This window comes from Sulfitobacter rhodophyticola (assembly GCF_041281685.2).
Taxonomy (GTDB): Bacteria; Pseudomonadota; Alphaproteobacteria; order Rhodobacterales; family Rhodobacteraceae; genus Sulfitobacter.
In genome coordinates this window covers 2,604,066-2,625,241 of the sequence record NZ_CP166251.2, presented here as the reverse complement: position 1 = coordinate 2,625,241, position 21,176 = coordinate 2,604,066, and the positions used below count along the sequence as shown (strand labels likewise).

24 protein-coding genes are annotated in these 21,176 nt (G+C 61.0%); 11 read left to right on the top strand and 13 right to left on the bottom strand.

Features of this window, described 5'->3' with window-relative positions:
* Positions 1–122 precede the first annotated feature (122 nt).
* Entirely contained in the window at positions 123–896 is a 774-nt protein-coding gene (locus AB4X18_RS13860) for a Hint domain-containing protein (RefSeq protein WP_370400642.1), read from the top strand.
* Positions 897–898: 2 nt separating this feature from the next.
* On the opposite strand, the gene AB4X18_RS13855 is transcribed toward AB4X18_RS13860, so the two are convergent.
* A complete protein-coding gene (locus AB4X18_RS13855) occupies positions 899–1,399 on the bottom strand; it encodes an Lrp/AsnC family transcriptional regulator (RefSeq protein WP_370400641.1) in 501 nt (166 codons plus the stop codon).
* 202 nt (positions 1,400–1,601) lie between these two features.
* Between AB4X18_RS13855 and trxB the strand changes: the two genes are divergently transcribed.
* From trxB to AB4X18_RS13840, 3 genes are all read left to right on the top strand, one after another.
* Positions 1,602–2,612 carry a thioredoxin-disulfide reductase gene (trxB, locus tag AB4X18_RS13850; RefSeq protein ID WP_370400640.1) on the top strand — a complete coding sequence of 337 codons (1,011 nt, stop codon included), beginning with the start codon at positions 1,602–1,604 and terminating at the stop codon, positions 2,610–2,612.
* A gap of 65 nt (positions 2,613–2,677) precedes the next feature.
* Entirely contained in the window at positions 2,678–4,369 is a 1,692-nt protein-coding gene (locus AB4X18_RS13845) for an adenylate/guanylate cyclase domain-containing protein (RefSeq protein WP_432816715.1), read from the top strand.
* A gap of 157 nt (positions 4,370–4,526) precedes the next feature.
* A complete protein-coding gene (locus AB4X18_RS13840) occupies positions 4,527–6,236 on the top strand; it encodes a bifunctional sulfate adenylyltransferase/adenylylsulfate kinase (protein ID WP_370400637.1) in 1,710 nt (569 codons plus the stop codon).
* 27 nt (positions 6,237–6,263) lie between these two features.
* Here the strand turns inward: AB4X18_RS13840 and AB4X18_RS13835 are convergent, their stop codons facing one another.
* The 4 genes from AB4X18_RS13835 to AB4X18_RS13820 form a co-directional block, all read right to left on the bottom strand.
* Positions 6,264–7,124: a glycosyltransferase family 10 domain-containing protein gene (locus tag AB4X18_RS13835; RefSeq protein ID WP_370400636.1), complete on the bottom strand. Its 861-nt coding sequence runs from the start codon at positions 7,122–7,124 to the stop codon at positions 6,264–6,266.
* A 27-nt stretch (positions 7,125–7,151) separates the two neighbouring features.
* The gene (locus AB4X18_RS13830) at positions 7,152–8,036 is read right to left on the bottom strand and encodes a PhzF family phenazine biosynthesis protein (RefSeq protein WP_432816714.1); all 885 of its coding nucleotides are present in this window, start codon (positions 8,034–8,036) and stop codon (positions 7,152–7,154) included.
* Between the two features lie 73 nt (positions 8,037–8,109).
* Complete coding sequence (locus AB4X18_RS13825) at positions 8,110–8,316, bottom strand: DUF1150 family protein (RefSeq protein ID WP_370400635.1); 207 nt, start codon at positions 8,314–8,316, stop codon at positions 8,110–8,112.
* Positions 8,317–8,332: 16 nt separating this feature from the next.
* On the bottom strand, positions 8,333–8,746 hold the full coding sequence (locus AB4X18_RS13820) for an Hsp20 family protein (protein ID WP_370400634.1): 414 nt from the start codon (positions 8,744–8,746) through the stop codon (positions 8,333–8,335).
* 162 nt (positions 8,747–8,908) lie between these two features.
* Here AB4X18_RS13820 and AB4X18_RS13815 point away from each other — a divergent pair, with 162 nt between their 5' ends.
* The 3 genes from AB4X18_RS13815 (at position 8,909) to AB4X18_RS13805 (ending at position 10,761) form a co-directional block, all read left to right on the top strand.
* Positions 8,909–9,133 carry a YdcH family protein gene (locus AB4X18_RS13815; RefSeq protein ID WP_370400633.1) on the top strand — a complete coding sequence of 75 codons (225 nt, stop codon included), beginning with the start codon at positions 8,909–8,911 and terminating at the stop codon, positions 9,131–9,133.
* A gap of 79 nt (positions 9,134–9,212) precedes the next feature.
* Positions 9,213–9,701, top strand: coding sequence for a 5-(carboxyamino)imidazole ribonucleotide mutase (gene purE / locus AB4X18_RS13810; protein WP_432816713.1), 489 nt, complete (start codon positions 9,213–9,215; stop codon positions 9,699–9,701).
* Positions 9,694–10,761, top strand: a complete 1,068-nt coding sequence (locus tag AB4X18_RS13805; RefSeq protein WP_370400631.1) for a 5-(carboxyamino)imidazole ribonucleotide synthase — start codon at positions 9,694–9,696, stop codon at positions 10,759–10,761. Before purE ends, AB4X18_RS13805 begins: the two co-directional genes overlap by 8 nt.
* On the opposite strand, the gene AB4X18_RS13800 is transcribed toward AB4X18_RS13805, so the two are convergent.
* Together AB4X18_RS13800 and AB4X18_RS13795 are read right to left on the bottom strand one after the other, a co-directional pair.
* Complete coding sequence (locus tag AB4X18_RS13800; protein ID WP_370400630.1) at positions 10,758–11,909, bottom strand: alpha-D-ribose 1-methylphosphonate 5-triphosphate diphosphatase; 1,152 nt, start codon at positions 11,907–11,909, stop codon at positions 10,758–10,760. The genes AB4X18_RS13805 and AB4X18_RS13800 overlap by 4 nt on opposite strands.
* Position 11,910: 1 nt before the next feature.
* The gene (locus tag AB4X18_RS13795; RefSeq protein WP_432817424.1) at positions 11,911–12,693 is read right to left on the bottom strand and encodes an esterase/lipase family protein; all 783 of its coding nucleotides are present in this window, start codon (positions 12,691–12,693) and stop codon (positions 11,911–11,913) included.
* A 69-nt stretch (positions 12,694–12,762) separates the two neighbouring features.
* Here AB4X18_RS13795 and AB4X18_RS13790 point away from each other — a divergent pair, with 69 nt between their 5' ends.
* Positions 12,763–13,218 carry an NUDIX domain-containing protein gene (locus AB4X18_RS13790; protein WP_370400628.1) on the top strand — a complete coding sequence of 152 codons (456 nt, stop codon included), beginning with the start codon at positions 12,763–12,765 and terminating at the stop codon, positions 13,216–13,218.
* Here AB4X18_RS13790 and AB4X18_RS13785 read toward each other — a convergent pair.
* The 5 genes from AB4X18_RS13785 to AB4X18_RS13765 all read right to left on the bottom strand — a co-directional run bounded on the left by AB4X18_RS13785 (position 13,178) and on the right by AB4X18_RS13765 (position 17,727).
* Complete coding sequence (locus tag AB4X18_RS13785; RefSeq protein ID WP_370400627.1) at positions 13,178–14,032, bottom strand: DMT family transporter; 855 nt, start codon at positions 14,030–14,032, stop codon at positions 13,178–13,180. The genes AB4X18_RS13790 and AB4X18_RS13785 overlap by 41 nt on opposite strands.
* 71 nt (positions 14,033–14,103) lie before the next feature.
* Complete coding sequence (locus AB4X18_RS13780) at positions 14,104–14,682, bottom strand: response regulator (RefSeq protein WP_432816712.1); 579 nt, start codon at positions 14,680–14,682, stop codon at positions 14,104–14,106.
* Positions 14,683–14,790: 108 nt separating this feature from the next.
* On the bottom strand, positions 14,791–15,552 hold the full coding sequence (locus tag AB4X18_RS13775) for a sensor histidine kinase (protein ID WP_370400625.1): 762 nt from the start codon (positions 15,550–15,552) through the stop codon (positions 14,791–14,793).
* 162 nt (positions 15,553–15,714) lie between these two features.
* Positions 15,715–17,364: a chaperonin GroEL gene (gene groL, locus AB4X18_RS13770; RefSeq protein WP_370400624.1), complete on the bottom strand. Its 1,650-nt coding sequence runs from the start codon at positions 17,362–17,364 to the stop codon at positions 15,715–15,717.
* 75 nt (positions 17,365–17,439) lie between these two features.
* The gene (locus tag AB4X18_RS13765) at positions 17,440–17,727 is read right to left on the bottom strand and encodes a co-chaperone GroES (protein WP_370400623.1); all 288 of its coding nucleotides are present in this window, start codon (positions 17,725–17,727) and stop codon (positions 17,440–17,442) included.
* Between the two features lie 363 nt (positions 17,728–18,090).
* On the opposite strand from AB4X18_RS13765, the gene AB4X18_RS13760 reads away from it, so the two are divergent.
* The gene (locus AB4X18_RS13760; RefSeq protein WP_370400621.1) at positions 18,091–19,071 is read left to right on the top strand and encodes a TraB/GumN family protein; all 981 of its coding nucleotides are present in this window, start codon (positions 18,091–18,093) and stop codon (positions 19,069–19,071) included.
* Here the strand turns inward: AB4X18_RS13760 and AB4X18_RS13755 are convergent.
* Positions 19,068–19,748, bottom strand: a complete 681-nt coding sequence (locus AB4X18_RS13755; protein WP_370400620.1) for a DUF2161 domain-containing phosphodiesterase — start codon at positions 19,746–19,748, stop codon at positions 19,068–19,070. The genes AB4X18_RS13760 and AB4X18_RS13755 overlap by 4 nt on opposite strands.
* A gap of 53 nt (positions 19,749–19,801) precedes the next feature.
* On the opposite strand from AB4X18_RS13755, the gene AB4X18_RS13750 reads away from it, so the two are divergent.
* Both AB4X18_RS13750 and AB4X18_RS13745 read left to right on the top strand, forming a co-directional pair.
* Positions 19,802–20,155, top strand: a complete 354-nt coding sequence (locus AB4X18_RS13750; RefSeq protein WP_370400619.1) for an MmcQ/YjbR family DNA-binding protein — start codon at positions 19,802–19,804, stop codon at positions 20,153–20,155.
* 75 nt (positions 20,156–20,230) lie between these two features.
* Positions 20,231–21,151, top strand: coding sequence for a manganese-dependent inorganic pyrophosphatase (locus tag AB4X18_RS13745; protein WP_370400618.1), 921 nt, complete (start codon positions 20,231–20,233; stop codon positions 21,149–21,151).
* Positions 21,152–21,176: the final 25 nt, after the last annotated feature.

Below are 21,176 nucleotides of genomic sequence, written 5' to 3'. Positions count from 1 at the left end.
GACAATAGAAGCCCGGGCGGGCGATTTTGGTTCACATCAAGACCTTAGTGACGCCATCCGTTTCTTCCGTGCTTGTTGGTGGGGGCCAACGCGGATGTGACTAACCTGTAAAGGCTTTTCGCATGACACCACACGCTGCCAGGGCCACGCGCCTGACGTCGACACCACGCAATTCCGCACGCCTTTCCATGATGGGACCGCAGGGCTACCGCGCGCCGCAGGCGGCCGTTGACCAACCGATGCGGAATTACGAAGTCGCGGCACTGCGGGCGGATGGGTCTCTCTATATCGGACAGGACCGCGCACCGGCACTGCCCCTTTTTGAATCCGCGTTCTCCGCCTTTGCGCGCGGAACCCTGATCCAGACAACCGAAGGCAACATCGCTGTCGAGGACCTGCAACCCGGCGATATGATCAATACCTCCACCGGAGAGCCTGCAGAACTGATCTGGATCGGTTCAACCAATTTCGTGCCCGCAGATGCAGGCCGCCGCACACCGCTGATCCGCATCATGGCGGACAGTTTCGGCGAAGGCCGACCCAGTTCGTTCCTGACCGTCGGACCGGGCGCCCGCGTGCTGCACACGCCGCATCACCTGCGGTCCGAAGCGGGCGGCACCCGGATGCTGACACCGGTGCGTGAATTCGTGGACGGCGTGAATGTGATCGAAGTGGTCCCACCGACCCCCGTGCGCCTGTTCCATTTCTGTTTGGATCGCCACGCCGCCGTCAACGCAGGCGGGATCGAGATGGAGACGTTCCACCCCGGTGCAAATGCCACACGGACGGTGTCACATACCTTGCGGGACCGCTTTTTGGCGATGTTCCCGCGCATTGGCCACGTGACGGACTTTGGCCCGCTGGCCCATCCCCGCGCACCTGAAGCGCCTGAATAGGGTCAGGCGTCCGCCTGAAGCCGCTGTTCCAGGACGTCGAAAGGCACGCCCGGCTCATCTTTTGCATCTCGGATCACAAGGCTGGTCTTGACGCTGGCCACGTTCGGCGTGGTCAGCAGCTCTCCGGTCAGGAACCGTTGGAAGCTGGACAGGTCGGGCGCCACGCATTTGATGATGAAATCGACCTCACCATTGAGCATGTGACACTCCCGCACCAAGGGCCAGCCCCGGCATTTCTCCTCGAAGGCGCTCAGGTCGACTTCCGCCTGGCTGGCAAGCCCCACCATGGCGAAAACCTGCACCTCGAACCCCAGTTCGCGTGCATCGACCTCGGCGTGATAGCCTTTGATGTACCCCTGCTCTTCCAGCGTGCGCACCCGGCGCAGGCAAGGCGGCGCTGAGATCCCCACGCGTTTGGCAAGTTCCACGTTGGTCATGCGCCCGTCCGCCTGCAACTCAGCCAGAATTTTCCGATCGATCGGATCAAGCCGTGTCCCTGCCATTGAATGCCCCTTTCAATTTGCGATTCTTCTATCACCCCCCTTAGTAAGCGCAATAATATTTCGCACATGCGCAAGATTCTTTCGGTAGTACCGATCAACTGTAAATCTCGACCGCACGACATCCTGAACAAGAGAGGGGTTTAAGCGCGGCGCGGCGGGGGCTATATGGGCGGTGCTGCATTGAGTGATTTGGGGGTGCCACATGGGCGACACACGCAAGACCAAGGTTCTGATCATCGGCTCCGGCCCGGCGGGCTATACCGCAGGTGTCTATGCCAGCCGCGCAATGCTGGACCCCATCCTTGTGCAGGGAATTGAGCCCGGCGGCCAGTTGACGACGACAACCGAAGTGGAGAACTGGCCCGGTGACACAGAGGTGCAAGGGCCCGACCTGATGGTGCGCATGGAAGCGCACGCCAAGGCGATGGGTACGGAGATCATCGGCGACATCATCACCGATCTGGACCTGTCCGGCCGCCCCTTCAAAGCCACCGGCGACAGCGGCACAACCTACGTCGCCGATGCGGTGATCCTTGCGACGGGTGCGCGGGCCAAGTGGCTTGGGCTGGAAACGGAAGAGAAATTCAAGGGTTTTGGTGTTTCCGCCTGTGCGACATGCGACGGCTTTTTCTATCGCGGTCAGGAGATCGTCGTCGTGGGCGGCGGGAACACAGCGGTCGAAGAAGCGCTGTTCCTGACCAATTTTGCCTCCAAGGTCACGCTGATCCACCGCCGTGATGAGCTGCGCGCAGAGGCAATCCTGATCGACCGTTTGATGAAGAACCCAAAGATCGAGCCGCTTTGGTTCCACGAGCTGGATGAAGTCTACGGCACCGACACACCTCCGGGCGTGGAAGGGGTGAAGGTCAAACATACCAAGACCGGCGCGATTACCGACATTCCCGCCAAGGGCGTGTTTATCGCCATCGGCCACGCGCCGGCGAACGAATTGGTCAAGGACGTGCTGGAAACGCATATGGGTGGCTATGTCGTGACCAAACCCGACAGCACCGAAACCTCCATCCCCGGTGTCTTCGCTGCAGGCGATCTGACCGATCACAAGTACCGTCAGGCCGTGACCTCTGCCGGCATGGGCTGCATGGCAGCGCTCGAAGCGGAAAGGTTCCTCGCTGAACAGGGTGAGGATGCGGATATAGAGGGCGGCAAGGAGACGTCGCTGCCCCTCGGCTATGGCGCTCAGGTCGCTGAATAGGCCGAAGCGATCCGGCTTGACCTGATGCAGGCTGCCGCCCAGTGTTGGCGGTCAGGAGGCGTCGGATGAACGGACTTTGGGCAGGCAGTTGGGGCACACGTTTGCGCATCGCAAGCGGGCTGGTGCTGTTTGTCTATGCGCTCACCCATTTTCTCAACATCGGACTTGGCCTTTTCTCGGTCGAGTGGATGGACCGGGCCCAGGATTGGCGGCAGGTCGTCACCCGCTCCATCGCCGGGACCATCCTGCTTTATGGGGCCTTTCTGGTCCATATGGCGCTGGCGCTAGTCAAGCTGGCACGGCGCGGCACGCTGCGCATGCCTTTTTGGGAAGCGGCACAGATCGCCATGGGGCTGTTCATCCCGGTTCTGCTGGTGGCCCACCTGATCCACACCCGCAACGCGCATGAGCTTTACGAGGTCAATGACAGGCTCAGCTACATTATGCTGCTGCTCTACGACACTGCCGACGGCTGGAAGCAAAGCCTGCTGCTGCTGGTGGTCTGGACCCACGGGTGCGTGGGCCTGCATTTCTGGCTGCGCGGCACCGCATGGTGGCGGCGTGCGCAGCCCGCGCTGATCGCCGGGGCGGCGCTGGTCCCCGCCTTTGCGCTGGCGGGTTTTCTGGTGGAAGGCCGCCGGATCACGGCGGCCTTCGCGGACCCCGACCAACAACAGACCCTGTTGCAGACCTTCAATTTCCCCGATGGCGAAACCTTTGCCCGGCTGATCGCGCTGACAGGACAGATGCGGTGGGTGTTCGGGATCATCATGGCGATTGTCGCCGTCGCCTATCTGGTCAAATACATCCGCGCGCGGCAGCGGTCCGTGCGCATCAGCTATGGCAGCGGCAGCGAGATCATCGCGCCGAAGGGACTGACCTTGCTGGAAATGTCGCGGATACGCGGCATTCCCCATGCGTCCCTGTGCGGGGGGCGTGGGCGGTGCACCACGTGCCGTGTCCTGATCGAGGAAGGCGGCGAATTCCTGCATCCCGCCAGCGAAGCCGAAGCGCAAAGCCTTGCCTCCATCAATGCGGAACCCAACGCCCGGCTGGCCTGTCAGATCAGACCGGTTGAGCCACTGACCGTGTTTCGCGTGTTCGAACCCGATGGCCGCCGCAAAAGCCGAAGCCATGCCAGCCAGGGAGAGGAAAAGGAACTTGCCTTGCTGTTTCTGGACATGCGCGGGTTTACCGCGCGCACGACGGGGCAGTTGCCTTACGATGTGGTCTTTCTGCTCAACCGCTTTTTTGATGCCATCGTGCCGCCAATCACGGCGCAGAACGGGACGGTCGACAAATACCTCGGCGACGGGTTTCTGGCAGTGTTCGAAACAGCGGACCCCGAAAGCTCCGCCAAGGCAGCGCTGCGCGCCATCGAAGGGGTCTCCCAGGCGCTCAAGACATTCAACGCCCAATTGGAACGCGAAGGCCAAGGCCCGATCGCCATAGGGATCGGCGCACATCTGGGCGGCGTCGTTCTGGGTGAAATCGGAGCTGCCGAACACGCGCCACGAACGCTGATTGGCGATACCGTGAATACAGCATCGCGACTGGAAGGCGTGACGAAAGAACATCAGGTGCAGGCGTTCATCTCTGTTCCGCTGCTGGATGCGGCGGGACACGCCGTGCCCGAAAAGATGCTGATCGCCCTCGAATTGCGCGGGCTCAGCACCCCGCTGCTGGCGTGGCCGGTGCAACAGGCAAGGGACCTGCACGCGCAGCTTGCCACGTTTACGGCAGGCTCAACGGCGTAAGCTTTGTCAAATTTGCCATATCTGTCGGCAGGAAATGACCATCACATGCCTGCTATGCGCCCAAAACACTGGACTTTTGCGCGTATCGAGGGCCATACCGCGCCCAACAAACGCCTGCGCGCCGCGCCGCGCGCCTACGATTTATGAAAGTGTTGGAATGCTGAATAACCTCGCACCGATCCCCGAACTCTACGTCTCCTACGATTCCGCGCAGAAGATGAAGGAAGATGCCGCCGATCTGGTCAGCCACGATCTGACCCCGCGCCAGATCTGCGATCTTGAATTGCTGATGAATGGCGGCTTCAACCCGCTCAAGGGGTTCCTGAGCGAGGAAGACTACAAAGGCGTCGTTGACAACATGCGTCTGGCCGATGGGACGCTCTGGCCCATGCCGATCACGCTGGACGTGTCAAAAGATTTTGCCGCCAACATCGAGATCGGGCAGGACATCGCCCTGCGTGATCAGGAAGGGGTCATTCTGGGCACGATGACGGTCACCGACCGCTTCACACCCGACAAGGCGCATGAAGCCAAGATGGTCTTCGGTGCCGATGACAGCGCCCATCCGGCGGTGAACTATCTGCACAATCAGGCAGGCAGCGTCTATCTGGGTGGTCCGGTTACCGGCATTCAGCAACCCGTGCATTATGATTTCCGCGGTCGCCGTGACACGCCGAATGAACTGCGCGCCTATTTCCGCAAGGTCGGCTGGCGCCGCATCGTGGCCTTCCAGACCCGCAACCCTTTGCACCGCGCCCATCAGGAACTGACCTTCCGCGCCGCGCGCGAAGCGCAGGCCAACCTGCTGATCCATCCGGTCGTCGGCATGACCAAACCCGGTGACGTGGACCATTTTACGCGCGTCCGGTGCTACGAGGCGGTGCTGGACAAATACCCGGCAGCCACCACCACCATGTCCCTGTTGAACCTCGCCATGCGCATGGCTGGCCCGCGCGAAGCGGTCTGGCACGGCCTTATCCGCAAGAACCACGGCTGCACCCACTTCATTGTGGGTCGCGACCACGCGGGCCCCGGTAAGAACTCCAAGGGCGAGGACTTCTATGGCCCCTATGACGCGCAGGACCTGTTCCGCACCCATCAGGAGGAAATGGGTATTGAAATGGTCGACTTCAAACACATGGTCTGGGTCGAGGACCGCGCACAGTATGAGCCGATGGATGAGATTAAGGACAAGGACGACGTCACGATCCTGAATATCTCCGGCACCGAATTGCGCCGCCGCTTGCAGGAAGGTCTTGAGATACCCGAATGGTTCTCCTTCCCCGAAGTGGTCAAGGAGTTGCGCCGCACCCGCCCGCCGCGCAACAAGCAGGGGTTCACCGTGTTTTTCACCGGCTTCTCCGGCTCCGGCAAATCGACCATCGCCAACGCGCTTATGGTCAAGCTGATGGAAATGGGCGGGCGTCCGGTGACGCTGCTGGACGGGGATATCGTCCGAAAGAACCTGTCGTCCGAATTGGGATTCTCCAAGGAGCACCGCGACCTGAACATCCGCCGGATCGGCTATGTCGCCAGCGAGATCACCAAGAACGGTGGCATCGCCATCTGCGCGCCCATCGCGCCCTACGCCACCACGCGCCGCGCCGTGCGCGAGGATGTGGAGGCTTTCGGCGCCTTCGTCGAAGTGCATGTTGCAACCTCAATCGAGGAATGCGAACGGCGCGACCGCAAGGGGCTCTACAAGCTGGCGCGTGAAGGGAAGATCAAGGAATTCACCGGTATTTCTGACCCCTATGACGTGCCGGAAAACCCTGAACTGGCCGTTGAAACCGAAAACGTCGAGGTGGACAATTGCGCCCATCAGGTGCTGTTGAAGCTAGAAAACATGGGGCTGATTTCCGGCTGATCTTGTCCGGTCAGGTGTCGGGGCACCCTAAAGGGTGTCCCGGATCGCCCGTGCCGCTCGCCCCTCCAGATCGGCCCAATGATCTGCCTGCGCCTTGGCCCTCAGCAAGGCGGGGCGCATCGCGGCATAGGTTTCGGCATCTGCCCGTTTCAGGGCTGCCAGCAAATCCTCCTTGGTTTCGCAGGCAATGATCGCGTCAGGATCAAAGAATTCCGCGACATTGGGACAGCCCCAATAGATCGGCACCGTTTCGCACAAGACCGCATCGACGATCTTCTCTGTGAAGTAGTTCCGCTCCCGCATATTTTCGATCACGACCGAGAAACGAAAAGGCGCCAACCCGTCGGCCTTGTCCGCGAAGGGCGCATACCCGCGCCCCAGAACGGCAACATCCAGTCCCTGCGCTTTGATCGCATCAACAACCTCATGGCGAAGCACGTGCCCTTCGGTATCGCGCTTGGATGACGCAATCAGCGAAATGTTCTGCGTCTTGTCGATTTTCAGCGCCGCGTGTTCGTCAATCCACGTTGTGCCGAAGGGATGCAGGATTCCATTCGGAATGGATGCCAGCAGCGCGTCGTTATGGCTCAATACCCGGTAGAAACGGCGATGCGTCCAGCGCAGCAGCTTGAGATGGCGCGCATGGATGATCTCCGGTTCCACCACCATCATGGAAACATGGGCGGCCACCCCCCAGCGCAACTGAAAATGCATCGCTGTCTTTGGATAGACGATCAGATGATCATCGCGCGTCAGATCGCCCACGACCCCCTGCGCCAGCCGCGTGGGGCGGCCCAGCGGCCAATGCAGATCATCCAGGGGTTGCCGTGCGAACGCGCGGCCAAGGCGGCCCCCATAGGGCAGAACGGCGATGGCGGGCTCTGTCATGATCGTCTCCGCAGGGATGCAGGCTGGTTACCCGGTTCTGTCGGGCATGAAAACATCTCCCGACATGACGATCCGTCCCTGCCCACCGACCCGCACACCGGTGATGGCATCGCGCGGGCCCAGCACTTCGACCTGCGCCTGTCCGGGGCGGCCCATCCCATGCCCCTGCTCCGCCGCATAACGCGGGCTGTCGATCAACCCCCTGGCCCACAGATAGGCCGCCGCCGCACCGGTGGCCGATCCGGTAAAGGGATCTTCCGGCGGGCTGGGCGGTGCGATCAGAAGGCGCGCAAAGGTATCCCCACGCCCCGTGGCCCCTTCCCGGATGATCCAATAGGGTTCGGTGATATCGATGTCGTCTTGCCCGATGGTCCGGGCAAAGGCGTGCAGCGCCTCCAGATCAAGCCGCACACGGTCCAGCGCGGCACGGTCGCGCAGGACCGTGATACAGAACGCCAGTCCGGTGGAGACGACTTGCGGCGTGCAAATGATATCCTCGGCACCAATTCCGCCCACGGCGGCCACGACATCCGGCGCGACCGTCGGCCCGAAACGTGGTGCGACCTGTGTCATGGTCACCCCGCCATCACCAACTTCCGCACGCACCAATCCCGCGCCCGTCTCCAGTGTCACCTCTCCATCCCCGATCAGGCCGCGATGGCGCAAGGCCAGCACGGTCGCGACGGTCGGATGCCCGGCAAAAGGGATTTCCCGGCTGGCAATGTAGTATTTGACGCGAAAGTCAGCGACCTGGGACGGGCCGGTAAAGGTACATTCGACCAGCGACGTCTCCTTCACGTAGGCGGTGCAAACGGCATCGGGCAAAACGGCGCCGCCATGCACCACTGCGCAGCCATTCCCATTGAAAACCTGATCCGTGAACGCATCCACCCAGTCGAATTCGAACCGCATCAGACATTCCCCAAACAAAAAAGACCGCAGGGCGAACCTGCGGTCTTTTGGTAGCCCCTCGCAAGAGGAGAAATCAGTGCACCATCACCGGTGCATAATCATGTTCGCGGGCCAGCATAAAAGCCAGCTTGCGGTTACCCACAAGGGCAAGCTGCTGACCATCTGAATTGTGCACCGCGTAAAGCTGATCAAGCCCTTCGGCCTGTGCGCGCACTTCGCGGGGAAGGTCTGTGACAAGGATCGGCTTGACGTAGACCGTCCGGTCCTCGGGCTGGGTCATTGACGGTTCCATGATGCTACCCTTTCTTGATCTTTATGGTCTGTACAACTGTCTCGGGTTTGGCGCGGGTCAAGTCCACGTGCAGCAGACCGTTCTCCATCTGCGCCTCTCCGACATCGACACCATCGGCCAGTACAAAACTGCGCTGGAACTGGCGCGCGGCGATGCCGCGGTGCAGAAACACCCGGCCCGCGCTGTCGTCGGTCTGTCTGCCCCGGATGACCAACTGGCGGTCCTCAACGGTGATTGACAAATCGTCTTCGGCAAAACCGGCCACGGCCAGCGTGATACGATAGCTGTAGTCAGAAGTTTGTTCGATATTGAAAGGCGGATACCCTTCATTGCCCGATTTCGCAGTCCGCTCCAACACCCGCTCAAGCTGTTCAAAGCCCAGCATATGCGGATAGGAAGCCAGCGTCATTTTCGTCATTCCGACACGTCCTTATTACCTCAAGCGACAGTCCTGAGAGGCCCCGTTCTGGCGACCTCATTAGCAATATGGGAAACCATTTGACGGTATGCAAGGGCTAGGCGGATCAAGACTAACGCCCTATATTCAAACATAATCGCCATAAATGGAATCACAGGTCGCATGAACGCCCCCACCGATCTTGCCATGAAAACCGACGAAGTACTGCGTGTGGAACTTGAAGTGTTCCGCCGCGAACACCGTGATCTGGACGAGGCGATCAGTGCCCTGGGGGCCCGCAAAACCAGCGATCAGCTCACCCTCCAGCGGTTGAAAAAGCGCAAATTGCGCCTCAAGGACTTGATTGCGCAGATCGAAGATCGCCTGACTCCGGACATCATCGCCTGAAGGCGCCCCGACTGCGTTGCCAAGGCGCGGCACATGGCTATAGTGCGCGCTTTGATCAGCTATGAGACAGGCAAAGCGCATGAGCACCCCCCCTATCGGCATCATCATGGGCTCCCAGTCGGATTGGGCAACCCTGCGCGAGGCAGCGACGCTGCTGGATGAACTGGAACTTGCTTATGAAACCCGCATCGTTTCGGCGCATCGCACGCCTGACCGTTTGTGGGAATACGGCAGCACGGCGGTGGACCGTGGCTTGCAGGTGATCATCGCCGGGGCCGGCGGGGCAGCGCACTTGCCGGGCATGATGGCGTCCAAGACCCGTGTGCCGGTGATCGGGGTGCCGGTACAGACCCGCGCGCTGTCCGGGGTCGATTCGCTTTATTCCATCGTGCAGATGCCCAAGGGCTTTCCCGTGGCCACCATGGCAATTGGTGCGGCGGGTGCGGCCAATGCCGCGCTGATGGCCGCCGGTATTCTTGCGCTGCAGGACGCCACGGTTGCAAAGCGGCTGGACGACTGGCGCGCAGCCCTCAGCGCGTCCATCCCGCAGGAGCCCTCCGATGATTGAGCCGCTGCCCACCGGCAGCACCATCGGCATTCTGGGCGGCGGTCAACTGGGCCGCATGCTGGCCGTTGCGGCAAGCCGCCTGGGTTTGCGCGTGCATATCTTTGAACCGGGCGCGCAACCGCCCGCAGGGGATGTGGCCCATGCCGTCACCACCGCGCCCTATGAGGACGCCGCAGCGCTCAAGGCCTTTGCCGAGGCGTGCAGCGTCGTCACTTACGAGTTCGAGAACATTCCCACGGCAGCACTTGACGTGATCGAAGAAATCGTGCCGATCCGACCGGGGCGCGAGGCATTGCGGATCTCGCAGGACCGGCTTGTCGAAAAGACATTCCTGCAGGATCTTGGCCTGACCGTCGCCCCCTTTGCGGATGTGGGCGATGCTGCCGCGCTGGATGACGCCATCGCGCGCATCGGCACACCGTCGATCCTCAAGACCCGGCGCTTTGGCTATGACGGCAAGGGACAGGTCCGCCTGAACGACACGACTGCCCCGGCAGATGCCTTGGCCGAAATGCGCGGCGCACCCGCGATCCTTGAAGGCTTCGTCGACTTCAGTATCGAAGTTTCCGTCATTGCCGCACGCGGTCCGGGGGGTGAGGTCGCCTGCTATGATCCGGGCGAAAACGTGCACCGCAAAGGCATTTTGCACACCACCACCGTGCCTGCGCAGCTCAGCGCTTCGCAGCGCACAGATGCCGTCCTGCTGGCGGCCAAGGTGCTGAATGCGCTTGATTATGTCGGTGTACTGGGGGTTGAGCTTTTTGTCACGCCGCAGGGTCTGATCGTCAACGAAATCGCCCCGCGCGTTCACAATTCCGGTCACTGGACTCAAAACGGCTGTGTCGTGGACCAGTTCGAACAGCACATTCGTGCAATTGCGGGCTGGCCCCTGGGCGACGGGGCGCGCCATGCGGATGTGGTGATGGAAAACCTGATCGGTGCCGACATGGACCGAGTGCCGGACCTGGCGCGGGAGCCCCGCACCGCCCTTCATCTTTACGGCAAGGCCGAGGTGAAACCGGGCCGCAAGATGGGCCACGTGAACCGCATTTCCGGCTAGGTCCTTCCCGCCCAGAACCGATCCGCCACCGCGCCATTCATGTAAGACACGCGGCCGCCTGCGAATGTCGCGGCGATCCGGCGGGTGCCTTGCTCCATCACCACGAAATCAGCGCGTTTTCCCGGCGTCAACGTGCCGCGGTCCTGCAACCCCAGCAGGGCCGCAGGTCTGGCAGAGATCATCGCCCAAGCCGCCGCAAGATCGACCACACCGGCATCCGCCAGCATCAGCGCCGCCCTGCGTGGGGATGGATAGTGATAGTCTGACGCCAACGCGTCGCAATATCCCATGGCGATCAGATCGACCGCTGACAGGTTGCCGTTGTGCGACCCACCCCGCACAACATTGGGCGCGCCCATGATCACACCGTCGCCCGCCTGATGCGCCGCTTCAGCAGCATCCAGCGTTTCAGGAAATTCCGCCAGCCTGACCCCGCGTGCGCGCCACGTCGCACGGGTCTGCGGGGATTGATCATCATGGCTGCCCATCCGAACCCCTTGTTCGGCCAGAACCGCGCACAGCCCGTCCAGTGCGGCAGGGACATCCGGCCCGCGCGCGTGCAGTTCCTTGATCATCTCGTGGTGTTTTTCCGGACTGCGCCCGGCCTTCAGCGCCTGCCCCACCAGCCGTCGCGGCGTCTTGCCTGCCAGCAAGCGGTCATGCGGCAGATGGTCATTAAACACCAGATAGGACACCTCCCAATCGCGCAGTTGCGCAGGCAAGGCGTCATAGTGTTCCAGCAGATGTGTTTCGAACCGGACCTGCGCACGCAAGTCCGTCACCACCTGTCCGCGTATATCGCGGATGCCCCGGAATACCTGTGCCGCGAAATCGGGGCCGCGCATGCCCCCTTCCCAACTGATGAACTGCGCCAGAACGGCGGTCGTGATGCCGTTGGCGGCCAGCTCCGCTTCGCAAGCGATCAGGCCCGCATCAAGTTGCTTCATCGCCCCGCGCCGCTGCGCCAGATGGCGTTCAAATCCGTCCCCATGCACATCAACAATACCCGGCAAGACCATGTAACCACTTAAATCAACGGGATTGCCCACAAGGTTATCCACAATGCCATCTTCCGCAAAAGACAGGGTGGAACGGCACAGCCCCTCCGGCAGAAGCACATCTGCCCCGGTCAGATCAAACGGCGTCACGTCAGTCGGCCTCGTCCACACCGGGCAGGCACGCACCATCCTCGCATTGCAGCGTGTCCAACACACCGTCGATCCAGGTCATGTTGCGCTCAAACTTGCCCCGGTTCAGAAACGCCATGGTCTGCGCAATAACGCGGGGATTGTTCATCATGAAGGTATGGGTCACTGGCAGAACGACGTGATCGGTCATCCCCTCCACCTTGGTGGAGGCAACGGAAACCTTACCATCATCCTCGCCCGGCAAAATGGTCGAGAAATAGGGGTTGAGCGACTGCGACCCTGCGATCACGCCCAGTTCGAAAGGGACCGGCGGCAGTTTGCGCGGCAAGCCGCCGTCGCCCGTCCCCATCTGTGCGCCTGCCGGGCCGTTGATCCAGTCAAACGCGGCGATGTATCCCAATGCATCCACCACTTCGCTGCCCTGATTGGGGGGGGCCAGCATGACAACGCGGCCTACGCGGTCCGTACCGGCGTCTTCCACCCATGACCGCACAAGGATGCCGCCCATGGAATGGGTCACGAAATCAACCGTGGGCGTGCCGCAGCTTTTTACCGCGTCCGGCAGGGTCCGCCGCACCAATTCCTGCACCGCAGCCTCCGTCGACGGATACCCCGGGCGCACCACACGGTAGCCTTCCGCCTCTAGTGCAGCTTCCATCAAGGCAAACGAATTCTCCGTCCGGGCCAGCCCGTGCAACAGAACCACGCAACGCGCCTCAGCCGGTGCTGTCTGGCATGCCGTCAAAAGGATAAACGCGCCAAAAAGAAAAGTCCGAATGCTCATAGGCATCAGATAGACTGATTTGCCGCTTCGTGAAATGCTCAACGTCAACACGATTGCGAAAGTGAACCCATGTCAGCCCCGTATCCCCGTCTTGCCGTGCGCGCCATCATCAAACACGAAGGGCGGCTGTTATTGGTCAATGCTTACGCCGATCCGACCAAGCCGCTGATGTGTGCCCCCGGCGGTGGCGTCGAACGGGGCAGCGCCCTGCCCGACAACCTCAAGCGCGAAGTCTGGGAGGAATGCGGGCTGGACGTGGAGGTGGGCGCGCCCTGCCTGGTGAACGAATTCCATGACCCCAACGGAGGCTTTCATCAGGTCGATCTTTATTTTCACTGTGCGCTGAATGGCGCTGCGGCAATTGATCCAGATTGGCGCGACCGCGAAGCGATCGTGAACCGCTGGCGCTGGGTGACACAAGACGAGTTGGCACAAACCCCGCATAAGCCCGACAGCCTTGCCGCAGTCGCCTTCGGCCCTGAATTCAGCGTGATCTACGACCCGCTTGAACCGATTGTCCGGTAACCGCCCAGCCGATTCCCCCCACCACCAGCACAGTCGCCACAAGGATCGCAGGGCCAAGTGCTTCGCCAAGAAAGACAGTGCCGGCGATCAACGCAATGACCGGCACGCTCAATTGCACGACCGCCGCTGTCGGGCCCGTGATCCGGGGCAGGACCGTATACCACAACGCATACCCCAGCCCGGACGTCAAACCGCCACAAAGGATGCCCAGCGCGATGCCGGTCACCCCAAAGTTCAGACCGGTGCCGGACAGAAGGATGACCATTACGGGCAGGCACAGGACGAAATTGGCCGACGTGGCCGCCAAGGGGTCCGCCGCGTGTCGGCCCGCAATGGTGTAGGACGCCCAGCCGATGCCCGCACAGGCCATCAGGGCCGCGCCCGGTAGGTCCGTTCCCGCCCCTGCCCCGGGCCAGAGCACCAGCAAAAGACCGGCAAATGCGGCCCCCGCCCCCGTCATCTGGCGCAAGTTTGGTGCTGCACCTGTCAGCGCTGCATGGGCAAACATGGTGATCTGCACGACCCCGAACAGGATCAGCGCCCCCAACCCCGCGTCCAGGGTCAGATACGCCAGCGAGAATCCGATCATATAGACCGTCAGGCTGATCGCACCGGGCAGTCTTTCCTTGCGGAAAAGCGGCAATCCGCCGCCCCGCACTGTGATCAGCATACTCAGCACGACCGCCCCCGATAACACCCGGACGATCGCAAAACCCGAAGGGTCAATGTGCCCGCCATCCACCGCCAGCCGGGTCAGGATGGAATTCGCGGCAAAGGCCAGCATGGTCAGGGCAATTAACAGAACAAGGCGCATCCCCATTGCCTTAGCCTCCCGTTTGAGCGGGGCCAAGAGGCTGATGGGCGATTGTGCGCTTTGCATGGTCATCAGTGGACCCGGAAATCTTCCGCTTTGCCACGGCCTGAAGCCCGACGTTCAAACTCAAACGGTGGCAAGCCGGGGATCCGGCTGGGGGTGGCAGGATCGATCCGACCGACACGCTGAACCCGGTCAAAGGCCGGTTGCCGCAGACAGGAAAGCGCAAGCGCATTGATCATGGCACGGCGCAGCATGTTCGCGTCCAGTTCAGCCTTGATGATGAATTCATGGCATCCCCGTCGCAGCGCCTGCACACGGATCAGCGCCGCACTGTTGCCGGTGATCATGATCTTGGCAGCATCCCGATTCCTGGGCGCGTCAAGAACACGGTCCAGCGCTACCATCCCGTCTCCCTGGGGCAGGCGATAGTCGATGAGCATCAGATCATAACGGGTCCGCGCCACGGCACGGTCCATTTGTGCGATGGAATGAACTTCGTCCAGATCGATGCGTAGGCCGGTCTTGCCGGACAGCCTGCGGATGCGCTGGCAGTCGAAGGAACTGTCGTCCAACAACAGCACACGCAGATCACGGGTGCGCAACAGTGGAAAAGGGAGGGGGATTGGATTTCTTGAGAATTGAAGCATGGTACCTGACCCTTTCAAGACGTGACAGGCTGCAAAGTCAGCCAGTATGGCTTCACAATCCTTAAGAGCCGCCGACCATTTCCGGAAAATTCCACCTAAATCAGCCCATCATTTGCCTGTCGGTCCGGCCGCGCCAATTCTGGGAAGACGTACCTCAATCGTGCAGCCGCGACCGTAGATCGACGGGCCGACACGGGCATCGCCGCCGTAGAACTCTGCAATTTTGCGCACATTGGCCAGTCCCATGCCGCTGCCTTCAACCTCGTCCCGCGGGCGCAGCGTGGTCATCGCGCCAAATATCCGCGGGTGCATCTCTTCTTCGATGCCCGGCCCATTGTCGCTGACGCTCAGGATCACCATGTCGTCGCAGGTCTGCGCGGTCACCACGATGTGCCCCTGCACCTTGTCGTGATGCTTGACTGCGTTGCTCAACAACGCGGTCAGCAGCGTGAGGATATCCCGCTCCCCGATCCTGAGCGGTCCGCATTCGATGTCCTGGGTCAGCGTGAAGCCACTGGGCAGTTGCATCGTGTCACACACCTCAGCCAGCGCTGCGCCGACGTCAATCTCGCGGATGTCCTGCATGCGACCGATGCGGGAATAGGTCAGCAGGTCGACCAGCATCCGGTCCAAACGACCTGTGTGCCGGTTCATCAGGTCGATGGACTGGGCGACGCTGCCTTCCACCTTGATCCCCGCTTCCTCAAGATCCTCGGCAATCCATTGCGGCAGTTCCAGCAAGGCCCGCACAGAGGCACGTACATCATGGCTGATCAGATAGATGAAATCGTCAATGTCCTGCGTGCCGCTTTTTGTCATCACATCCTGCCGCCCTGTGTGCGGCAGTATCCTTGTGGCATTGATCTGCATGGTCCGCCTCTGCTGTCATTTGCAAATGCGGGCTATCACGGGGCCATTTCGTTTTTCTTAATCCCCACGCGGCAATTCACAAAAAAAAAGGCGCGCCCGAAGACACGCCTTTCCTTGATTTCAAAGCGGAAACGTACCGCAACAACGCTTGCGCGCGGCTGCTTACATCATGCCGCCCATGCCGCCCATGTCGGGCATGCCGCCGCCCATGCCGCCGCCGGCACCTTCCTTGGCGGGACGGTCTGCGACCATCGCCTCGGTGGTGATCAGCAGGCCCGCGATGGAGGCTGCGTCCTGCAGTGCGGTGCGCACGACCTTCGCGGGGTCGATAACACCGAACTTGAACAGATCGCCGTACTCTTCGGTCTGGGCGTTGAAGCCGAACGTCAGGTCGTCGCTCTCGCGGATCTTGCCCGCAACGACGGAACCGTCCACGCCGGAGTTCTCAGCAATCTGGCGCAGCGGTGCTTCAAGCGCCTTGCGGACGATGGTGATCCCAACATCCTGGTCGCTGTTTTCGCCTTTGACGCCGTCGAGCTTCTTGCCCGCCTGGACCAAAGCAACGCCACCGCCCACAACAATACCTTCCTGCACGGCCGCACGGGTCGCGTTCAGGGCATCGTCAACGCGGTCTTTGCGCTCTTTCACTTCGACTTCGGTCATGCCGCCGACGCGGATCACAGCGACACCGCCAGCGAGCTTCGCAACACGTTCCTGCAGCTTCTCACGGTCGTAGTCGGATGTGGTCTCTTCGATCTGGTTGCGGATCTGTGCTACACGCGCTTCGATCTCCGCCTTTTCACCGGCACCGTCCACAACAGTGGTTTCGTCCTTGGTGATGGAGACTTTCTTGGCAGAACCCAGCATGTCCATGGTCACGGACTCAAGCTTCATACCCAGATCTTCGGAGATCACCTGACCGCCTGTGAGGATCGCGAGATCCTGCAGCATCGCCTTCCGACGATCGCCAAAGCCGGGGGCTTTGACAGCAGCGATTTTCAGACCGCCGCGCAGCTTGTTCACGACGAGTGTCGCCAGCGCTTCGCCTTCAACATCTTCCGCAATGATCAGCAGCGGCTTCTGGGACTGGATGACCTGCTCCAGCAGCGGCACCATGGGCTGCAGCGAAGAAAGCTTCTTCTCGTGCAGCAGGATGATCGCATCTTCCAGTTCAACCGTCATCTTGTCGGAGTTGGTCACGAAGTATGGCGACAGGTAGCCGCGGTCGAACTGCATGCCTTCGACAACGTCTGTCTCTGTTTCCAGACCCTTGTTCTCTTCGACGGTGATCACACCCTCGTTGCCGACCTTCTGCATCGCATCCGCGATCTGACGGCCGATTTCCTTCTCGCCATTGGCGGAGATGGTGCCGACCTGTGCGACTTCGTCGCTGTCGGAAACTTCACGTGCAGCCGCCTTGATGGCCTCGACAACAGTGGCTGTCGCCATGTCGATGCCACGCTTGAGGTCCATGGGGTTCATGCCAGCAGCAACGGATTTCATGCCTTCGCGCACGATCGCCTGAGCCAGCACTGTCGCGGTGGTGGTACCGTCGCCTGCTTCGTCATTGGTCCGCTGGGCCACTTCCTTGACCATCTGCGCGCCCATGTTCTCGAACTTGTCCTCAAGCTCGATCTCTTTGGCAACGGAAACACCGTCCTTTGTGATGCGCGGTGCGCCGAACGATTTGTCCAGAACCACGTTGCGGCCCTTGGGGCCCAGTGTCACTTTTACCGCGTCGGCAAGGATGTTCACACCCTTCAGCATCTTGTTGCGGGCATCTGTATCGAATTTGACGTCCTTAGCAGCCATTTTCGTCTTCTCCTAAAATTGGATTGATGTGTCGCGTCTCGAGGGATGGGCCAAAGCCCTCCTTCACCTGATGGATCAGGCGAGGATCCCCATGATGTCGCTTTCCTTCATCATCAGCATTTCTTCACCGTCGAGGGTGACTTCCGTGCCGGACCACTTGCCGAACAGGATCTTGTCGCCGGGCTTTACAGCCATCTCGATCAGTTCACCGCTGTCCTTGCGCGCGCCTTCGCCGCAGGCGACAACTTCGCCCTCGGAAGGCTTTTCCTTGGCGCTATCGGGAATGATCAACCCGCCAGCGGTTTTCTCTTCGCTTTCTGTGCGCTTTACCAGCACTCGGTCGTGAAGCGGTTTCAATGCCATCTTTGCAGCTCCTTAACGCTCAAAGTTATTTCTCCCAACCAGACCGCCACTCAGGGGTCCGGGCGTTAGCACTCACTCTATCTGAGTGCTAACGACGCATAGCTAGGCATACCGCGACAAGGTGTCAAGCAACCGGTTGAGAAAAAATGTGCGGACTTTGCGCCGTGGCGACGGACCTTGCCAAACCGCAGTTCGGGCATACCGGAAAGTCCGGCGGAACGCTGGACCGATCGCTCCCGATCTTCACGCCAGATCCCCGGATCATTGCACCTCAAAAGGATCGTCAGGCTGCCGGATTTGGTCCTTGAGAATGACATACTCCACCCCTAGCTAAGGATCGAACCTGCTGGAGTGTACCCCCCCGTGCGACTGCTTTTGACCGCCCTTTTCCTGCTGCTTCCCGCGGCGCTTTCGGCCGCCTGTTCCGGAACCGACCTGCGCACAACGTTGAGCGATGCGCAAAAGGCCGAAATCGCCCAGCGGCTGGAAGGCGTGCCCTTCTCAAACGGCATCTACTGGACCGCCACACGCGGCACCCGCACTGTTCACGTCATTGGCACGCTGCATATGGACGATCCGCGCTTTGATCCCATCACCGACGCTTTGACCCCGGTCATCAACAATGCCGACCACCTGCTGGTCGAAGCGGATGCGGAAAGTCAGGCGGCGCTGCAAAAAGCCATCGCAGAGCGACCGGAAATGCTGTTCCTTACGGGGGAAACGCTGATCGACCTGATGCCGCAACAGGACTGGATCAGGTTGGCCGAAGCCGCGCGCGTGCGCGGCATCCCGCCCTTCATGGCGGCCAAGTTCCAGCCATGGTACCTGTCACTGATGCTGTCGATGTCGCCCTGCACCCTGCAATCGATGACCGCCAACAAGAACGGCCTCGACATGCGGATCATGGCCCTTGCCGACGCCGCGGGCGTGCCAACGGGGTCGCTTGAACCTTACGAGACGATCTTCAGCCTTTTCAATCAGGACCCCATGGAGGAACAGATCGAACTCCTGAAGCTTGGCATCATTCCTGTCACCGCCTCCGAAAACGCGAGCCATACGCTCATCGAACAATACTTTGACGAGGAAGTGATCGCCGCGCTGGAGACATCACGCGTCACAACGCGGGCGCATTTCGACATGTCTCCTGCCGAATTTGACGCGCTGTTCGACGAATTCATGGACCTGATCAATGCCCAACGCAACCTGTCCTGGATCGACCCCATCGAAGCGACGGACGGCGACAGCATTGTCGTCGCTGCAGGCGCCCTGCATCTGGGCGGTGAACAGGGCATCCTGAACCTGCTGGCGCAGCGCGGTTATACGCTGGAACGGCAGTCCTTCTAGGCGCCCAGCACACGCCCGCTGACGCTGACGGCCTCGGCCCCTGAAGGGGTCAGGCCGTAGACACCCTTTTCGACCTTCTCGAACCAGCCATAATGGTCATCCCGCATCATCCGGGTCGCTGCAGGCACGCCGGTTTCGCGCGCCACATCCGCACCCTTGCTGGCACCCGCTTCATATAGATACACGGCGACCTTCAGGGCATCCTGCCGATACGCTGTCACCAACCCGGCCCGCGTCTGCCCGCCATTATTCGGATCGCCCTGCCGCCGGGCAAACTCCCTCAGCAATGCGGCGGTGCGTTTTTTCGACTTGCGCGGCGCATACGGTCCCGGATCGCAGTGCACCTCGACCAGGGCATCGCTCAGCCGCACGGTGATCAGCCCCAGCCCCAGTCGCCGCGCTAGGGTGGTATTGTCCTTCAGCGCCTTCTGAAACCGCTTTCCCGGCTGGCGCGCAACCGCAAGATAGACGTCCTCAGCCACCTTCAGCCTTGCGACGCACTGATGGAACAAGGCCAGCGAAAAGCCCAGCTTCAATTCCACCACCACGGGCGGCTCGCTCCCGCGCACGGCCACCACATCCGCCGCGCCCACTTCGGCCTTCACCACGTATCCCTGATCCTCAAGAAACTGCTTGATGGGCGGATAAAGGTCGGTTTCGCGCGGGCTGTCTGACATGGCCGCCAACTTGCCCCATTTGCGCGGCGCTTCCAACTGCCTATGATCCTCCCATGACCCGCGACGAACTGACAGTTTTTTGCGCCGCGCTGCCGCAGGCCACCCACGTGGTGCAATGGGGCAATGCGGACGTCTACAAGGTGGGCGGCAAGGTCTTTGCCGTCATCGGAATGGGCGAAAGCGGGAACACCGTGACGTTCAAGGCATCCGAAATGGCGTTTGAGATCCTGTCAGACAGCCCTGGCTTACGCCCCGCACCCTATATGGCGTCACGCGGCTTGAAGTGGATACAGCACTACGACGAACCGGGCCTGCCGGACGACAGCCTTCGCGATCACATCAAGGCGTCCTATGACATGGTGGTGGCCGGGCTGACAAAGAAGAAACGCAGCGATCTGGGCCTCTGAGCCAAGGTGGTGACAACGCCGGGACGCGCGCCTATAAGGCGGCAAATCACTCCCACTCCGAAGGCAGATGTACCCATGACCACCCTCGTTTTTGGCCATAAATCCCCCGACACCGACAGCACCGGCAGCCCGATCATCTGGGCCTGGTACCTCAACCAGATCAAGGGCGTGGACGCCGCACCCGCCCTGCTGGGTGAACCCAATACCGAAGCGCTGTTCATGCTGGATCACTGGAAGCTGGACAAGCCGCAGATCATCGACGGCGTGGCCGAAGGGCAGGACGTGGTGATCGTGGACACCAACAACCCGGCAGAACTGCCCGACGGCATCAACGCGGCCAACATCACCGCGATAATTGATCATCACAAGCTTGTCGGCGGGCTGGAAACCGCGGGCCCGATCGAGATCCGCATTGAACCATTGGCCTGTACCGCGACGCTGATGTGGAAGATGATCGGCGATGATATGGCGCAGATGCCCACGGGCATCAAAGGCGCGATGCTGACCTGCATCCTGTCCGACACGCTCGAATTCCGCAGCCCCACCACCACGCAGGAAGACAAGGCCATTGCCCATGCGCTGGCCAAGGATCTTGGTGTCGATATTCCCGCGTTCGCGGCTGAGATGTTCGCGGCGAAATCCGATGTCTCAGCCTTTTCCGAAGCCGAACTGCTGCGCATGGACAGCAAGGAATACGCCGTCGACGGCAAGCAATTCCGCGTCTCCGTGCTGGAAACCACGGCCCCCGCTTCCGTTCTCGACCGCAAGGAAGCGCTGATCGCCGCGATGCCGGGTGTGGCCTCCGAAGACGGTGCCGATCAGGTGCTTCTGTTCGTGGTCGATATCCTGAACGAAGAAGCCACGATGCTGGTGCCCAACGATCTGACCAAGACCGTGGCGGAAAAAAGCTTCGGCGCGTCCGTCTCCGGCGACACGGTTGTTCTGCCAGGCATCATGAGCCGCAAGAAACAGATCATCCCAAACCTGAAGGTCTGACGACAGCTTGTCAGGATCGATTCCA

Coding starts and splice junctions, on each gene's coding strand:
- AB4X18_RS13860 (WP_370400642.1), top strand. CDS start 123: ATGACACCACACGCTGCCAGGGCCACGCGCCTGACGTCGACACCACGC.
- AB4X18_RS13855 (WP_370400641.1), bottom strand. CDS start 1,399: ATGGCAGGGACACGGCTTGATCCGATCGATCGGAAAATTCTGGCTGAG.
- trxB (WP_370400640.1), top strand. CDS start 1,602: ATGGGCGACACACGCAAGACCAAGGTTCTGATCATCGGCTCCGGCCCG.
- AB4X18_RS13845 (WP_432816715.1), top strand. CDS start 2,678: ATGAACGGACTTTGGGCAGGCAGTTGGGGCACACGTTTGCGCATCGCA.
- AB4X18_RS13840 (WP_370400637.1), top strand. CDS start 4,527: ATGCTGAATAACCTCGCACCGATCCCCGAACTCTACGTCTCCTACGAT.
- AB4X18_RS13835 (WP_370400636.1), bottom strand. CDS start 7,124: ATGACAGAGCCCGCCATCGCCGTTCTGCCCTATGGGGGCCGCCTTGGC.
- AB4X18_RS13830 (WP_432816714.1), bottom strand. CDS start 8,036: ATGCGGTTCGAATTCGACTGGGTGGATGCGTTCACGGATCAGGTTTTC.
- AB4X18_RS13825 (WP_370400635.1), bottom strand. CDS start 8,316: ATGACCCAGCCCGAGGACCGGACGGTCTACGTCAAGCCGATCCTTGTC.
- AB4X18_RS13820 (WP_370400634.1), bottom strand. CDS start 8,746: ATGACGAAAATGACGCTGGCTTCCTATCCGCATATGCTGGGCTTTGAA.
- AB4X18_RS13815 (WP_370400633.1), top strand. CDS start 8,909: ATGAACGCCCCCACCGATCTTGCCATGAAAACCGACGAAGTACTGCGT.
- purE (WP_432816713.1), top strand. CDS start 9,213: ATGAGCACCCCCCCTATCGGCATCATCATGGGCTCCCAGTCGGATTGG.
- AB4X18_RS13805 (WP_370400631.1), top strand. CDS start 9,694: ATGATTGAGCCGCTGCCCACCGGCAGCACCATCGGCATTCTGGGCGGC.
- AB4X18_RS13795 (WP_432817424.1), bottom strand. CDS start 12,693: ATGAGCATTCGGACTTTTCTTTTTGGCGCGTTTATCCTTTTGACGGCA.
- AB4X18_RS13790 (WP_370400628.1), top strand. CDS start 12,763: ATGTCAGCCCCGTATCCCCGTCTTGCCGTGCGCGCCATCATCAAACAC.
- AB4X18_RS13785 (WP_370400627.1), bottom strand. CDS start 14,032: ATGCGCCTTGTTCTGTTAATTGCCCTGACCATGCTGGCCTTTGCCGCG.
- AB4X18_RS13780 (WP_432816712.1), bottom strand. CDS start 14,682: ATGCTTCAATTCTCAAGAAATCCAATCCCCCTCCCTTTTCCACTGTTG.
- AB4X18_RS13775 (WP_370400625.1), bottom strand. CDS start 15,552: ATGCAGATCAATGCCACAAGGATACTGCCGCACACAGGGCGGCAGGAT.
- groL (WP_370400624.1), bottom strand. CDS start 17,364: ATGGCTGCTAAGGACGTCAAATTCGATACAGATGCCCGCAACAAGATG.
- AB4X18_RS13765 (WP_370400623.1), bottom strand. CDS start 17,727: ATGGCATTGAAACCGCTTCACGACCGAGTGCTGGTAAAGCGCACAGAA.
- AB4X18_RS13755 (WP_370400620.1), bottom strand. CDS start 19,748: ATGTCAGACAGCCCGCGCGAAACCGACCTTTATCCGCCCATCAAGCAG.
- AB4X18_RS13750 (WP_370400619.1), top strand. CDS start 19,802: ATGACCCGCGACGAACTGACAGTTTTTTGCGCCGCGCTGCCGCAGGCC.
- AB4X18_RS13745 (WP_370400618.1), top strand. CDS start 20,231: ATGACCACCCTCGTTTTTGGCCATAAATCCCCCGACACCGACAGCACC.